This is a genomic window from Spirosoma sp. 209 (assembly GCF_002006735.1).
GTDB classification, from domain to species: domain Bacteria; phylum Bacteroidota; class Bacteroidia; order Cytophagales; family Spirosomataceae; genus Spirosoma; species Spirosoma sordidisoli.
In genome coordinates, this window is the sequence record NZ_MVEC01000023.1 from 32,655 (window position 1) to 47,181 (window position 14,527).

At 59.3% G+C, this 14,527-nt stretch carries 11 protein-coding genes; 6 read left to right on the forward strand and 5 right to left on the reverse strand.

The features are described from left to right. Positions 1-41 precede the first annotated feature (41 nt). Positions 42-1,088 (reverse strand): FecR family protein, encoded by a 1,047-nt coding sequence (locus B1C80_RS25245; RefSeq protein WP_077924127.1) that lies wholly within the window; start codon positions 1,086-1,088, stop codon positions 42-44. Between the two features lie 367 nt (positions 1,089-1,455). Continuing rightward, positions 1,456-2,043, reverse strand: a complete 588-nt coding sequence (locus B1C80_RS25250) for an RNA polymerase sigma factor (protein ID WP_077923976.1) — start codon at positions 2,041-2,043, stop codon at positions 1,456-1,458. A 166-nt stretch (positions 2,044-2,209) separates the two neighbouring features. On the opposite strand from B1C80_RS25250, the gene B1C80_RS25255 reads away from it, so the two are divergent. Then, positions 2,210-5,728 (forward strand): VCBS repeat-containing protein, encoded by a 3,519-nt coding sequence (locus B1C80_RS25255; protein WP_139361741.1) that lies wholly within the window; start codon positions 2,210-2,212, stop codon positions 5,726-5,728. Positions 5,729-5,736: 8 nt separating this feature from the next. Here the strand turns inward: B1C80_RS25255 and B1C80_RS25260 are convergent, their stop codons facing one another. The 3 genes from B1C80_RS25260 to B1C80_RS25270 form a co-directional block, all read right to left on the reverse strand. Further along, positions 5,737-6,063, reverse strand: coding sequence for a nucleotide pyrophosphohydrolase (locus B1C80_RS25260; protein WP_077923978.1), 327 nt, complete (start codon positions 6,061-6,063; stop codon positions 5,737-5,739). A gap of 68 nt (positions 6,064-6,131) precedes the next feature. After that, on the reverse strand, positions 6,132-6,932 hold the full coding sequence (locus tag B1C80_RS25265) for a hypothetical protein (protein WP_077924128.1): 801 nt from the start codon (positions 6,930-6,932) through the stop codon (positions 6,132-6,134). 72 nt (positions 6,933-7,004) lie between these two features. Then, positions 7,005-8,243 carry a pitrilysin family protein gene (locus B1C80_RS25270; RefSeq protein ID WP_077923979.1) on the reverse strand — a complete coding sequence of 413 codons (1,239 nt, stop codon included), beginning with the start codon at positions 8,241-8,243 and terminating at the stop codon, positions 7,005-7,007. Positions 8,244-8,287: 44 nt separating this feature from the next. Between B1C80_RS25270 and B1C80_RS25275 the strand changes: the two genes are divergently transcribed. The 5 genes from B1C80_RS25275 to B1C80_RS25295 all read left to right on the forward strand — a co-directional run bounded on the left by B1C80_RS25275 (position 8,288) and on the right by B1C80_RS25295 (position 14,478). Continuing rightward, positions 8,288-9,301, forward strand: a complete 1,014-nt coding sequence (locus tag B1C80_RS25275) for a glycosyltransferase family 9 protein (RefSeq protein WP_077923980.1) — start codon at positions 8,288-8,290, stop codon at positions 9,299-9,301. Between the two features lie 153 nt (positions 9,302-9,454). Beyond that, positions 9,455-9,973 (forward strand): GreA/GreB family elongation factor, encoded by a 519-nt coding sequence (locus B1C80_RS25280; RefSeq protein WP_077923981.1) that lies wholly within the window; start codon positions 9,455-9,457, stop codon positions 9,971-9,973. A 66-nt stretch (positions 9,974-10,039) separates the two neighbouring features. Continuing rightward, complete coding sequence (locus B1C80_RS25285) at positions 10,040-11,107, forward strand: AraC family transcriptional regulator (protein ID WP_077923982.1); 1,068 nt, start codon at positions 10,040-10,042, stop codon at positions 11,105-11,107. A gap of 18 nt (positions 11,108-11,125) precedes the next feature. Further along, a complete protein-coding gene (locus B1C80_RS25290; protein WP_077923983.1) occupies positions 11,126-12,946 on the forward strand; it encodes a serine hydrolase in 1,821 nt (606 codons plus the stop codon). Positions 12,947-13,401: 455 nt separating this feature from the next. Next, entirely contained in the window at positions 13,402-14,478 is a 1,077-nt protein-coding gene (locus B1C80_RS25295; protein ID WP_077923984.1) for a Gfo/Idh/MocA family protein, read from the forward strand. The last annotated feature ends 49 nt before the right edge of the window (positions 14,479-14,527 follow it).

Sequence of the window (14,527 nt, forward strand, 5' to 3'; positions counted from 1 at the left end):
GCGACGAGGTAATCAATCGGGCCGACCGGTACGGGTTATGGTTATGGGTTTCGCTGGAGAACAACGCGGTTACTATCGCGCCGAACGGTTAGATCAAAAGTTAGGGAAAGGGTAGTCAGCAGGGTTTCGGGGGTTTCGTTGGTCAGGTTTCCGGTAAACCGGCGGCTGGCCAGATCGCTGTCTTCAAAGACCACTTCCAGACCGTAGGTGTCGTTCAGTTGCTGGGCTATATCGCTCAGGGCGGTGTTCTCGAAGACAAACTGCCGCTGGGTCCAGGCGGTATGCAGCTGTGGTTTTTCGGTGCGTACCTCTACTTTCTCGATACTGGGCTGGGTGGTGGCAAACTGGCCCGGTTTGAGGTCGATAACCTGTTGCCGGGCTGCTCCGGGCTTGCTGAGCCGCACCTGACCCTCTACCAGCGTAACGGCGGTACTGCCCCGGCGGGTGTTCACGTTAAACTGCGTGCCCAGCACCGTAATGTCGAGGCCGGGCGTATGGGTGACGAATTTGAGTCGCCCGGTTGGGGTCTGTTTTTTAGCCACCTTGAAAAAGCCTTCGCCTTCGAGCCAGACTTCGCGGGTGGCTTCGGTATCCCAGTTGTCGGTAAACGTCAGACTGGAGTTGCCGTTGAGCAGGACCGTCGAGCCGTCGGGCAGGGCAACGGTGCGGTTCTCCCCAAAAGCGGTCTGTATGCGTTGCTGACTCGGCTGAAGGCTATACCATAGTACCGCGCCAGCCAGCACAATGACCCCCGCAAGTGAGGCAGCGGCTCGGCCGATGAACGTTCTTCGCTGCCAGAGGGGCCGTACAACAGGCGCCACCGGCTCCAGGCGGGCGCGCTGGGCAAACGCCTGTTCCAGCACCTGTCCGATTCGCTGCTGGCTGGCGTCGGTGAGGTCGTCGTAGTTGGCCTGCAGGTGTAGCAGGAGCGACGAGGCTTCGTCGATGGCCGGTTGCTGCTCGGGGTGTTTGAGCATAAACGTATGCCAGAAGGTCATGCTCTGCTCGTTGGGCTCGAAAACCCACCGGCGGAACGCATCGTCGAGTACAAAATCGCGGACGGTATAGTCGGAGTAAGGCTGTTTCATCAGGCGGTACAAAACACACTACCACCAGAAGAGCTCTTCCCAACTAATTATCCCCCGGAATCGGGAAAATTTTTACGGATATAATGCTATGTATAGACGCAACCGCGACGGCAGCCTGGATGGTCTGTTGCTGACGCATAGGATAGTCTGTTGCTGACGCATAAGAGACGCGAAGGATCGCGTCTCTACAGGCCCATACCATGGTCCGTGTCTGCACCGGGACGCGTAGTCCGGGACGCGTAGTTCGGATGGTCTGCTGCTGACGCTTGTAGAGACGCAATCCTTTGCGTCTCCTATCCGGATGGTTTTTTGTTTACTGTGCAGATGGTCCATTGCTGACGCACAGGAGACGCGAAGGATCGCGTCTCTACAGCAGTATAACCGACAGCAGGTCGACGGGCATTCGTTTCTGGAGGGCGGCAATGCCTTTGTAGATGACTTTGTAGGCCGAGGTTGTTTCGATGCCCATAATGCCCGCAATTTCCTCGTAGCTGAGGTTGTCGAAAAACTTCAGGAACAGGGCTTCTTTCTGGCGGGCGGGCAACTGGTTCAGCTCGCGCAGCACAGCCTCCGACCGCTCTTTGCTGATCTGCGAATCGAGCCAGGTCGGCTCGTACAGAAACTCGACTTTGAAATCGACATCGTGCTCGGCGTTATCGGCAAAGCGTTGCTGGGCGTTGAGCTTGCGGACAATCTCGCGCCGGAGCGAACGCATCAGGTAAAACTTGATCGAGTCGGTATGGCCCAGCCGTTCGCGGGTTTCCAGAATTGTCAGAAACAGGTCCTGCAGGCAATCTTCGGTCAGCTGGCGGTTCTGGGCAATCTTGTAGCCGTAGTTGTACAGCATCCGGGCGTACTTCTCATACATGAATGAATAGGCCGGCTGACTACCCAGCAAAAAATTATCCCAGATCTGGGCATCGGTCGCCTGATGATAGTTGAGTAAGCCGTCCACAGTCTACGCGATAGGAGATTGACTAGTAAATCTACAAAAAAGGTATGCACAAACTTCTGCCCTTTTCTCCGTATTTTTACTACTTCTTCCTTTTATACTACTATTGATAAAGAAGAAACGTCTGTACTCTTTGCTTGTTTTGGCCGGATTCGTTTCGGTCCAGTTTATGTCTGTTCGTGTTGTTCTGCTGCTGTTTTTGCTGGCCGGATTCGTAGGGTGCAAACCCAGCCCGCCGGCCAGTGCCCTGTTCACCCCCATCCGTTCGGCCGAGTCGGGCGTGACGTTCAACAACCTCATGCAGCCGTTCGAGAGTGACTCGCTCAACGCCAATACCTACGATCCGATGTACAACGGGGCCGGGGTAGGCATCGGCGATTTCGACCGCGACGGGCGTATGGATCTGTTTTTTGCGGGTAACAACGTGACCTGCCGACTTTACATGAACCGGACGCAGCCGGGCCGGAGCGACTTTACCTTTGTTGATGTAACGGCCCAGGCAGGCGTCACGACCCGGGCCTGGTGTACCGGCGTCAGCGTGGCCGATGTCAACCAGGACGGCTGGCCCGATATTTATGTCAGCGTGGCCGGTCCCGATACGAACCGAGCCGTACGGCATAACCTGCTTTTCATCAATCAGCAAACCCGGCCCGGTCAGGTGCCCACCTTCCGCGAGCTGGCAAGCGAATACGGCCTGGCCGATAGCGGTATGAACACACAGGCGGCCTTTTTCGATTACGACCGCGACGGCGACCTCGACTGTTACGTACTGAACAACGCCATGGAGCGCACCGGCCGAAACTCCATCCGCCCCAAACGGATCAACGGCGAAGGTCTCAGCACCGATCGGCTGTACCAGAATGTTCAGCAGCGCGGTACGACCGGACGTCTGGACGGGTCGGACCAGCAATCGCCCGTTTTCAGGGACGTTTCCCGGCAGGCCGGCATCCTGGCCGAAGGGTATGGACTCGGACTCGCCGTAGCGGACATCGACCAGGACGGCTGGCTGGACGTCTATTGCGCCAACGACTTTCTGTCGAACGATCTGGTTTACATCAACAACCGAAACGGGGGCTTCACGGATCGGGCGGCCGACTACTTCAAACACACCAGCTATAACAGCATGGGGGTCGATATTCAGGACGTCAACAACGACACCCGACCCGATATCATGGTGCTCGACATGCTGCCTGAGACCAACGCCCGGCAGAAAATGATGCTGATCAAAACCAGCTGGGAGTTTTTTCACCTGGCCCGGCAGCAGGGGTATCAGGATCAGTACGTGCGCAACACGCTGCAGCTGAACATGGGCAACAGCACCTTCAGCGAAATCGGTCAGCTGGCGGGCGTATTCCGGACCGACTGGAGCTGGGCACCCCTGCTGGCCGATTACGACAACGATGGCCATAAGGATCTGTTTGTGACCAACGGCTACCGGCGCGACATTACCAACCTCGACTACATCGCCTACCTCAACAACCAGGCTTCGAGCTTCGGTATGGCCAACGCCAGCAACGGCTCCGTCAGCAAAACCCTCGAAGAACTGTATAAACTGCCCGATGCCAAACTGCATAACTACCTCTACCGCAATACAGGCGCGGGACCCTCGGGGCCACCGCTTTTCGAAGATAAGTCCGAAGCCTGGGGCCTGGGCGAACCGACCTACTCCAACGGGGCAGCCTATGCCGATCTGGATAATGACGGTGACCTCGACCTGGTCATCAACAACATGGATGCCGAAGCCGGACTGTACCGCAACGAAACCAACCAGCCCGGCAAGCCCATCGTCAGTCATGCCCTTAGGCTGCATCTGCCTGCCGATGCCCGCGGACTGGGGGCCGACGTACGGGTTCGTACCGCCGATGGGCAAACCCAGTCGGTAGCGGTGCATCCGGTACGCGGGTACGCATCGTCGGTGGAGCCGTTCGTGCATGTGGGCGTTGGCAAACACACCCGCGCCGAGGTAGAAGTGCGCTGGGCCGACGGCACGTTTCAGCGGCTGGGTGCGCTCTCCGCCGACCGGCTTCATACGATAACCTACCAGCCGAATGCCAGTGCCTTTAGTCCGGCAGCCGGGGCCGATCGTTCTCCCTTCTTCGATACCGTGGCGGGCAGCACGGCCGGACTGAACTTCCGGCATCGCGAAGCCCCGCCCAACGATCTGGAGCGCACCCCCCTGTTGCCGCAGGTATACGCCCGAAACAGCCCGGCCATTGCCATTGCCGACGCCGACGGCAATGGACTCGACGATGTATTTATCGGGGCCGATCCGGGGCAGACGAGGAGCCTGTTCCTGCAGACCGCGCCCGGCCGCTTTGCTGAGCAGGTACAGGGCGCCAACGACCTCGAAGACATGGGCGCCCTGTTTCTCGACGTCGACGCCGATGGCGATCAGGATCTGTACGTCGCGAGTGGCGGCAGCGCCCAGCCCGACAGTAGCGGTATCTACCAGGACCGGCTCTACCTCAACGACGGCCGGGGGGCGCTGACCCGGTCGGAGGGCGTGTTGCCGCCAACGACCTCGTCGGGCGCGTGCGTCGTGGCCGCTGACTTTGACGGCGATGGCGATCTCGACCTGTTCCGGGCCGGTCGGGTCAGGGTGGGGCAGTACCCGCTGGCGGCCCGCTGTTACCTGCTGCGGAACGACAAAACCCCCGGCGGTCCCCCGCGCTTCACCGATGTAACCGACCAGCTGGCGCCCGGGCTGAGGCAGGCCGGTATGGTTTGCGCGGCCCTCTGGACGGATCATGACAACGACGGCGACCCCGACCTCATGCTGGCGGGTGAGTTCATGCCGATCACGATCTACACGAACCAGCACGGAACGTTCAGGGCGGCTGACACCGGCCTGCCAACCGGCCTCTGGAACTCGCTCACCGGCGCCGACTTCGACCGCGACGGCGATATCGACTACATAGCCGGTAATCTGGGGCTGAATACGCGCTACCGGGTGTCGGCGCAGGAGCCGCTGCGGGTATACGCCAAAGACTTCGACAAAAACGGCCAGATGGACCCCATTCTGACGTACTATCTCCAGGGACGTGAACAGCTCGTTCCCATCCGCGACGTGCTGAACGACCAGATGCCGACCTTTGCCCGGAAACGCTTCACTAGCTTCCAGCAGTACGCCGACAAATCGTTTGCCGATGCGTTTACGGACGATGACCTCGACGGAGCTACCGTCTTGACGGCCAGTGAGCTGCGGTCGTGCTACCTCGAAAACAAGGGGAAAGAGGGCTTCGCGGTTCATCCGCTGCCGACGCTGGCGCAGGCCTCGCCCGTATTCGGGGTTCAGACCGGCGATTTCAACGGAGATGGCCTGCCCGACGCGCTGCTGGTTGGGAACTCCTACGCCCCCGAAACCTATACGGGCTGGTACGATGCCGGGCGGGGCTGCCTGCTGCTGGGCAACGGGCGGGGCGGTTTCCGGGCGGTAATGCCCGCCGAGGCTGGTCTGGCTGTCGATGGCGATGCCAAAGCGCTCGCGGCTCTGTCTACGGGGTCGGCCGTGTGGTATCTGGCGTCGAACAACAACGGCCCGGTACAGCTGCTGAAACCGCGTATTGTTCAGAAACCCGCCCGCGCCAAACCCGGCGAAACGGTTCGGCTGATCCGGCACAAAAACGGCCAGACGCAGCGGATGGAGTTTTATTACGGGTCGGGCTATCTCAGCCAGTCGTCTCGGTAGTAGGGGGTTTACCGAAGTTTCTCGTTGTCGAGGTGGCGGGTGGCGTCGCGGCTGTTTTTCTTCTCCAGATTTTTCCGGAAAGCCTCCGTCAGGTCTACGCCGGTCTGGTTGGCGAGGCAGATCAACACCCACAGCACGTCGGCCATTTCGTCGCCGAGGTCTTTGTTTTTATCCGACTCTTTCTCCGACTGCTCGCCGTAGCGACGGGCCATGATGCGGGCTACCTCACCGACTTCTTCGGTCAGCATGGCCATGTTCGTAAGTTCTGAAAAATACCGGACGCCAACGGTTTTTATCCATTCGTCGACGGTGCGCTGGGCTGCTTCGAGGGTCATAGTCTGTGCGGTAAGTGAGTCGGTACTAACGGGAGGTATGAACGGTTCTGTTGCGGATGATCAGATTGCTATGAGTCGGTTTTGTCCATGGCTCTGCTAAAGGCGGTTTGTCCGTAGCGGCTGGCCAGCAGGTTGATCAGGGCGTTGACCAGCAGCGCCACGCCAAACGAGATGGCAATCGGGAAGTGAGGCAGTAAGAAGGCCTGCATGAACAGAAACGTGCTGAAGCCAAACAGGCCCATAACCAGCCCGCGGAGGGTAGAGATCGTAGCGTTGCTGCCTTGCAGCGTATGCGAGAAAATGGCCAGAATAGACGTCAGGATCGGAAAGGGCGTCAGAATACCGCTCCAGGTCGGTCCCAGCACGCTGGCCAGTCCCGTAATAACGACCACAAAAACCGTGGCCACGGCCATGCGGATCGAAATCTCGTAGGGCAGTCGCCGGGCCGAGGTCGTTTGTGCGGCCGGGCGCGGAAAAAAGCGCAGGGCCAGCCATACGCTACCCAGCACCAGCGCGTAGCCGACCCACAGATTGGGCCGGAGCGCGTTGAACCCCACGGCCGTAATGGCGTAGATGCCGTACGAAATCAGCAGGGTCGGCAGCCAGCTTCGGCGCTGCGACAGGGTGGCATACGTGAACGAAAAACTGATCAGGGCCAGGATACCCAGCATGACACCCTGAATGGACTGGATGCCAAACGGCGTTCCCTGCTCCAGGATGAAGAATAGCAGAATCGGGCCCGCCACCCACGGCATACTCCCGATCAGCCCGCCGATCTGGTTGCCCCACCGCCGGGCAACCAGCGTGATGAGGGCAATGATAGACGGAATCAGAGTGATTTTAAGCCAGAAGACGTTCGTAAAGACCATGCCGAAAAACAAGGTAGAAAACAGGCCGGCGCAGCCACCGGCCACCCTCCAAACCCGTCGGGGCTACAGGAACTACTCTTTTTCCGGAACAAAGGTGAGCGACGAAAACTGATCGTCCACGAAGGCTTCCTGCGCCAGGTCCTGTAGTTCCCGGGCAGTTACCGCTTTGATGTCGTTAAAGATATCGTTGAGAGCCTCTACCCGGTCGATGTCGAGCAGGCTTTTGGCCATCATCAGCATGAAGCTATTGTTGCTTTCCTCGGCCATAGCCAGCTGACCAACCAGCTGCTCTTTGGTCTGGTGCAGTTGCAGGGTCGTGAGGGGCTGTTCGCGCAGTCGTTTCAGCTCTTTCATGATCAGCGTACACGCCCGGTCTACCTTGCGCGGGTCGGTGCCGAAGTAAATGCCGAGGAAGCCCGTGTCCAGAAAAGGCGTATAGCTGGCGTCGATGGAGTAAACGAGGCCGTTCTTTTCGCGCAGGTTCAGGTTCAGCCGCGAGTTCATGCCCGGCCCGCCGAGGAGGTTGACGAGCATGAAAAACGGCAGCCGGCGCGGATCGGTCAGCCCGTAGGCGGGGCGTCCGAGCGCACACTGGGCCTGCGTAATGGGTCGTTCAACCCGGGTCTGGCGCGGCACGTAGTCGGTAGGAATTTTTCGCTGGCGGATAGCGTGCTGTTCGGGCACATCGCGCAGGTACTTCTCGGCCACCTTCACCACCTGTTTGAAAGGCAGGTTACTGACCGATGCGAACACGATCCGGCGGGTGTCGTAATTTTCGCCGATGAACCGCTGCAGGTCTTCGCGCCGGAACGAGCCAACCGTTTCGGTGGTGCCGAGGATGTTGCCGCCCAGCGCATGGTTCGGAAACATCAGCTCGTCGAAGTCATCCTGAATGGCGTCTTCGGGCGAATCATAGTACATCGCCATCTCTTCGAGGATAACGCCCCGTTCCCGTTCGATCTGTTTTTCCGGAAAAACCGAGTGAAAGGTGATGTCGGCCAGCAATTCGGTTGCTTTTTCGAAGTGCGCACCCAGCACCGACGCGTGAAAACACACTTTTTCTTTCGTAGTATAGGCATTCAGTTCGCCACCTACGGTCTCGAGTCGGGTAATGATGTGGTAGGATTTTCGTTTCTCCGTACCTTTGAAAGCCATATGCTCCCAAAAGTGAGCAAGTCCCTGCTGATGGGGCTGTTCGTCGCGGCTGCCGATGTCCAGCATAATACCACAATGAGCGATCTGCGTATGGGGCATCTGCTTATGCGCAATCCGAATACCGTTGGGCAGGGTATAAACTTCGTAATCTTCCATTCTAAGCCATAAACGCCGTCCACCTGACGTAGACCAGCGTACTCATGATAACCGATAGTAATCCGCCCCGGTTCCTGATTATTCAAACCGCGTTCATCGGCGACGTAATCCTGGCAACCGCTCTGCTGGAACAACTACGTCGCGCTCGTCCGCAGGCGGTACTGGATGTACTGGTTCGGAAAGGTAACGAGAGTCTGCTGGCCAATCATCCCTTCCTCAACGAAGTACTGATCTGGGATAAGAAAGGGGCCAAATACGGTAGCTTGTGGGCGTTGCTGAAGATTATCCGCGCGCGTCGGTACGATGCCGTGCTGAACCTGCAGCGCTTCGGGGCCACCGGCCTGCTGACGGCCTTGTCGAACGCCAGCGTTACGGTAGGCTTCGATAAAAATCCGTTTTCGCGCTTTTTTACCCACCGTATTACCCATAAGTTCATGCCGGGGGTACATGAGGTGAACCGAAACGCCTGGATGCTGAAACCGCTGGGTCTCTCTTACGTGCGGACCCGCCCCCGGCTCTACCCGTCGCAGGCCGACTACGATACGGTTCAGCCCCTGCAGCGCCAGTCGTACGTGTGTATCGCACCCACCTCGGTCTGGTTCACCAAACAATACCCGGCCGAACGATGGGTCGAACTGATTCAGTCGCTGCCCCGCCACCTGACGGTCTATCTGCTGGGCGCGCCCACCGATGCGGCTGTCTGTGAGAAGATCGGGCAGGACAGCGGGCGCAACGGGGTGAAAAACCTGGCGGGCACGCTGACACTCCTCCAGTCGGCCGCGCTCGTGGAAGGGGCTATCATGAATTACGTCAACGACTCGGCCCCGCTGCATCTGTGCTCGGCTATGAACGCGCCCACCACGGCCGTCTTCTGCTCAACGGTTCCTGAATTTGGCTTCGGCCCGCTGGCCAACGACGCCGTTGTTGTGCAGACGCCCGAACTCCTCGATTGTAAACCCTGCGGTATTCACGGTCGGCCGGCCTGTCCCCTCGGCCATTTCCGCTGCGCCTGGACGATCCCCGTCGAAGACCTGACCGAGCGTGCTATCCCGCTGTGAGCGTTCGGCCGGTTCCCGCTAGCTACGTTTGCATAGGGGGACTGGCCCGGCCTGATCCGTTAAAGCCGGAAAGGTTGATTCGGCGTGGTCAGCTCCGGTTGTGATAAACATCGGCTTGTCTGGGTGGTTATGCTGTAAACAAACCTCAACGCGATGAGCCGGGCTTTTCTGAAAAACGAGTCGGCCGATGATCCGGTCGTGATTCCGGCGCGGGCACCGCTGCCGCCGGGTGTTGCCAATTACGTTACGCCCCGGGGCCTGGCGCTGCTCCGGGCCGAACTGGCCGGGCTGGAAACAGAACGCGCTCAGGTTGCCGCCCGGTCGGCCGACGACAGTGAGCGGACGCGCCAGCTGGCCGAACTGAACGGGCGCATCGGGCTGCTGAACCAGCGTATTGCCAGCGCGCGGGTTGTCGATCCGCACGATCATGCGGCTACGGACGAGGTCCGCTTCGGCGCCACCGTTACGCTCAAACCCCGCCCCGGCCAAACCACCCCGCCCGAACGCCGGCTTACGCTGGTGGGCGTGGATGAGGCCGATGCTGCCCAGGGCCTGATCGCCTTCACCGCTCCCATTGCCCGCGCCATGCAGGGAAAGAAAACCGGCGATCTGGTGGCGGTCCGGACCATGAAGGGCGAGGACGTGCTCCAGATCAGCGAGATCACGTATTAAGAGCAGCAAGGCGATACCAGAATCAGAAAATCGGTGTAGATTAGGCCGGTAATCCTCTGTCGCCGTATGACCGTTTATCTGGACCTGAGAAACCTGTTCGATCTGTTCTGCATCGTACAGGGCGTCACTACGGCCATCCTCCTTTTTCTCCGGTCCGACCGGGCGTCTAACCGCTGGCTGGCCTGGCTCATTGGCGGGCTTACCCTACAGGTCGTCGATTACTTTCTGAGCCGGTCGGGCGTGTATTACTACCACCGCTGGCTGTATTTCTCCCCGCTGTTCTTTTCCTGGAGTTTCGGGCCGCTGCTGTACGGATACGTGCGGTCCCGGGCGGGGCAGGCGGTTCCGGGGCTGCGCTGGTATTGGGTGCCGGTCGCGGTGCAGGGGCTGTTCTATACGGTACTGATGGTCCAGTCGCTCGACACCAAAGCCTGGTTCTGGCTGAACGTCCACAAACCCTATACCCGCTACGTAGACCATTACGGAACCTGCCTGATGGTGCTGTACGCCATCTACCGAAGCCGGCCCTACGCATCGGAACGATGGGTGCGGATTCTGCTGAATGGACTGACCGTATTTTACGGCATAGCCGTTGTTGAGCCGCTGGTAAATCAGGCCTACCTGCCCCCGCGGTGGCCCCGCTTTTATCTGACCTCGCAGATACTGCCCGTTTTTGTGTACGTACTGGCGCTGATCGGACTGCTCTATGACCGGTTGCAGAAGATCGAAAAAGCTGGTCGGCTATTACCCGTTTCGGCCGATCAGCGCAGGCAGGTGCTCGACGCGATCCGGGAGCAGGAACTCTACAAAGACCCGGAGCTGACCCTGGCCTCGCTGGCCCGCCACCTGGGCGAAACGCCAAACGCCGTGTCGCGCATCATCAACGGCGGCTTCAACCAGTCGTTCAACGAGTTTATCAATACCTACCGGATCGGTGAGGTGAAACGACGCCTGGCCGCCGGCGACACCGAGCGACTGACTATTCTGGCGCTGGCCTTCGATGCGGGCTTTTCGTCGAAGACAACCTTCAACCGGGTTTTCAAAGAACAGACCGGATATACCCCAAAAGCGTATCTGAAGATGTCCCAAATCACACTTCGGGACGACGCAGACCTCCAGGAGTCGGATGTTTGAGCCAAAAATCACCCGACTATGACTGTCAGAACCCTGTTGCCTGCTCTTTGGCTCATCCTGTCCGTTGTCAATAACGCCTGGGCGCAACCCCCCGCCCGGCTGGCCGACCGGATTGCCGCCGTCGAAAATAATCTTATTCCCTACGTGCCGGTAGCCGGGCTGAACGGCTGGTCGCTCGAAGAACGGATGCGCTTTCATCAGGTACCCGGCCTGACGGTGGCGGTCATTCGTAACTATAAACTGGACTGGCAGAAGTCGTACGGGCTGGCCGATACGGTTACTCGTAAACCGGTTACGGCCGAAACCATGTTTTCGGCGGGGTCGATTTCCAAGCTGGTGACGGCCATGGCCGCGCTGCGCCTGGTCGATCAGGGCAAACTCGACCTCGACACGCCCATCAACCAATACCTGACGTCCTGGAAACTGGCCGAGAGCGACTACACGCGGAAAACGCCCGTTACGCTCCGTATGCTGCTCAGCCACCGGGGCGGCACGAGTCAGTCGTCTTATTTCGGGTATACGCCCGACCGGAGTTCATGGCCATCCGTGCCGGAAATACTGGCCGGGAAGCCGGGCACTGAAAGCCGTCCGGTGGTCGTAAACAGCGAACCAGGTAAAGAGTTTCGGTACTCGGGCGGAGGGTATCTGGTGGTGCAGATGGCGCTGATGGACGTGATGAAGCAGGATTTTGCGACCCTGACCGAAACGCTGCTGTTCAAACCGCTGGGGCTGACCCGCACTACCTTTGCGCAGCCGCTGCCGCCTGCGCTGGCTCCCTATGCCTCGGGGGCTTATTCGTCGAACGGCTGGTTCAAAGGGATGCCCTACGTGTATCCGCAACAGGCTGCCGCCGGTCTATATGCCACCCCGGCCGAGCTGGCCCGGCTCATGATCGACCTGCAAAACAGCTATCGGGGTCGGGGCGGTTTGCTGAGCCAGGCGTCGGCGCGGGCCATGATGCAGCCGCTGGCTGTGGTTAGTGAAGGCTTCATGCGGGAGCAGATCGGGCTGGGCGCGTTTCTGTTGCAAAGTGCGCTGAGCACCAACGAACGCGGGCGCTATTTTGAGCATACAGGCACCAACGCGGGCTTTATTGCCTACGCCATCGGCAGCGTGGAAGGCGGGAACGGCATGGTGGTGATGATGAACAACAACAATGGCGCGTCTGAACTGGGTAAAGAAATTCGGCGGGCGGTGGCGCAGGTCTACCGCTGGACCGATTTTTTGCCGAAGCCGCTCGTTCCCAAAGTCCTGCCCGATACCCTGCTGGATGCTTACGTAGGCCGTTACCAGCGCGGGCCCGACGAGGTTGTGTCGATTCGGCGCGCCGGGAACCTGCTCATCGAAAAAATCAACAACGGCAGCGACATCATCTGTGTACCCGTGGGCCCCGATACCATCGCCCTGACCGACTATACCGCCAAAGCTTACTTTAGCCGGGGTCAGACGGGGCGTATCGATTCGCTACGCATCGAGTGGGACCGGAAGCCCTGGCCTCGACTACCCGAGGACGTTTACCTACCCAACGAGCTGATCCGCATGAATCGCCTGGCCGATGCGGTTACCGGCTATCGGGCGCTGAAGCTCAACGTGTATCAGCTGACGTACATGGCCTATGATTTTGCGCTGAGCCGACCGGCCAATCTGCCCGCTGCCGAGGCTATCCTGGAGCTGGCCCGCGAGCAGTATCCCAAAGAAGGCATCGTATACGCACGTCTGGGCGACCTTTACCAGCTACGTGGCGAGAAGCAGCGGGCTGTCGATGCGTTCCGCCAGGCGCTGCTGCTCGACCCCACCGACGCCGATACGAAGCAGAAACTGAAAGGATTAGGAGAGTAAGAGACGGGGGTTGCCCTTGCACCGTGGTCCGTGAGGACACGGACCATTTATTTATCTAGATGGTTTTGCTGTCGGCATGTAGAGACGCAATCCCTTGCGTCTCCCGCCCGGATGGTTTGTTGCTGACGCGCGTGAGACGCGAAGGGTCGCGTCTCTACGTGGTCCGTACAGGCGTTCTTCCACCGTGGTCCGTGTCCTCACCGAGACGCGTAGTCCGGGATGCGCAGTCGGACCTTCACTTCACCATGGTCCGTGTCCTCACGGACCACCTGCCCGGATGGTTTTGCTGACCCATAGGAGACGCAAGGGCAAAACCATCCGGGCGGTTGCGTCTCCCGCCCGGATGGTTTGTTGCTGACGCGCGTGAGACGCGAAGGATCGCGTCTCTACGTGGTCCGTACAGGCGTTCCGCATACGGCGGTCGGTAGGTGGGGCATTTGCTTTATCTTTGCCGGATGACTACTCCTTCTATTCGCGTACTGGTTGTCGGTTGTGGCAATATGGGCGCGTCGCACGCCAGTGCGTACCAGACGCTCGACGGATTTGATATCTGCGGCATCGTTTCGACCGGGAACAGCAAACACGTTCTCAACGAAAAACTCGGCGGAGGGTATCCGCTGTTCAGCGATTATGCCACGGCCCTGGCCGAAACCAAACCCGATGCGGTCTGCATCTCCACCTACCCCGATACGCATGAGTCATTTGCGCTGATGGCGCTCGAACAGGGCTGCCACGTTTTCATCGAAAAACCCCTGGCCGATACCGTAGAAGGCGCCGAGCGGGTGGTGGCTGCGGCCCGGAAAGCCGATAAAAAAGTAGTAGTCGGCTATATCCTGCGCGTTCACCCATCCTGGGAACGGTTTGTGTCCGAAGCGCAGCAGCTGGGCAAACCGCTCGTGATGCGGATGAACCTTAACCAGCAGAGCCACGGACAGATGTGGACGGTACACCGCAACCTGATGAAGTCGCTCAGCCCGATTGTCGATTGTGGCGTTCACTACATCGATGTCATGTGCCAGATGACCCGCTCCAAACCGGTTCAGGTAACGGCCATCGGCGCCCGGCTCACCAATGATATCCCGGCCGATAACTACAACTACGGCCAGCTCCAGATTCGGTTCGAAGATGGGTCCGTAGGCTGGTACGAAGCGGGCTGGGGCCCCATGATGAGCGAAACGGCTTTCTTCGTCAAAGATGTGATCGGCCCCAAAGGCTGTGTGTCGATCGTAGCCAAAAACGCTGGCAATACCGGGCAGTCGGACAATGTCGATGCGCACACCAAGACCGAATCGCTGCGCGTTCACCGGGCCGACCTCACCGCCGACGATCAGTTTACGCAACCCGATACCTGGATCGATATGCACGACGAACCCGACCATCAGGAGCTCTGCAACCGCGAACAGCGTTATTTCCGGCGCGCCATCCAGGAAAATCTTGACCTGACAGACCATTTGCAGGACGCCGTCAACAGCCTCCGCATCGCCTTCGCCTGCGACGAAAGCGTCCGGACGGGTCAGGTGGTACGGTTGTAATCACGTAGCATACCGCGCATGACTGATTTGGGGAAGGTGTTACCAACAT

Coding starts and splice junctions, on each gene's coding strand:
- B1C80_RS25245 (WP_077924127.1), bottom strand. CDS start 1,088: ATGAAACAGCCTTACTCCGACTATACCGTCCGCGATTTTGTACTCGAC.
- B1C80_RS25295 (WP_077923984.1), top strand. CDS start 13,402: ATGACTACTCCTTCTATTCGCGTACTGGTTGTCGGTTGTGGCAATATG.
- B1C80_RS25260 (WP_077923978.1), bottom strand. CDS start 6,063: ATGACCCTCGAAGCAGCCCAGCGCACCGTCGACGAATGGATAAAAACC.
- B1C80_RS25255 (WP_139361741.1), top strand. CDS start 2,210: ATGTCTGTTCGTGTTGTTCTGCTGCTGTTTTTGCTGGCCGGATTCGTA.
- B1C80_RS25285 (WP_077923982.1), top strand. CDS start 10,040: ATGACCGTTTATCTGGACCTGAGAAACCTGTTCGATCTGTTCTGCATC.
- B1C80_RS25290 (WP_077923983.1), top strand. CDS start 11,126: ATGACTGTCAGAACCCTGTTGCCTGCTCTTTGGCTCATCCTGTCCGTT.
- B1C80_RS25275 (WP_077923980.1), top strand. CDS start 8,288: ATGATAACCGATAGTAATCCGCCCCGGTTCCTGATTATTCAAACCGCG.
- B1C80_RS25270 (WP_077923979.1), bottom strand. CDS start 8,243: ATGGAAGATTACGAAGTTTATACCCTGCCCAACGGTATTCGGATTGCG.
- B1C80_RS25280 (WP_077923981.1), top strand. CDS start 9,455: ATGAGCCGGGCTTTTCTGAAAAACGAGTCGGCCGATGATCCGGTCGTG.
- B1C80_RS25265 (WP_077924128.1), bottom strand. CDS start 6,932: ATGGTCTTTACGAACGTCTTCTGGCTTAAAATCACTCTGATTCCGTCT.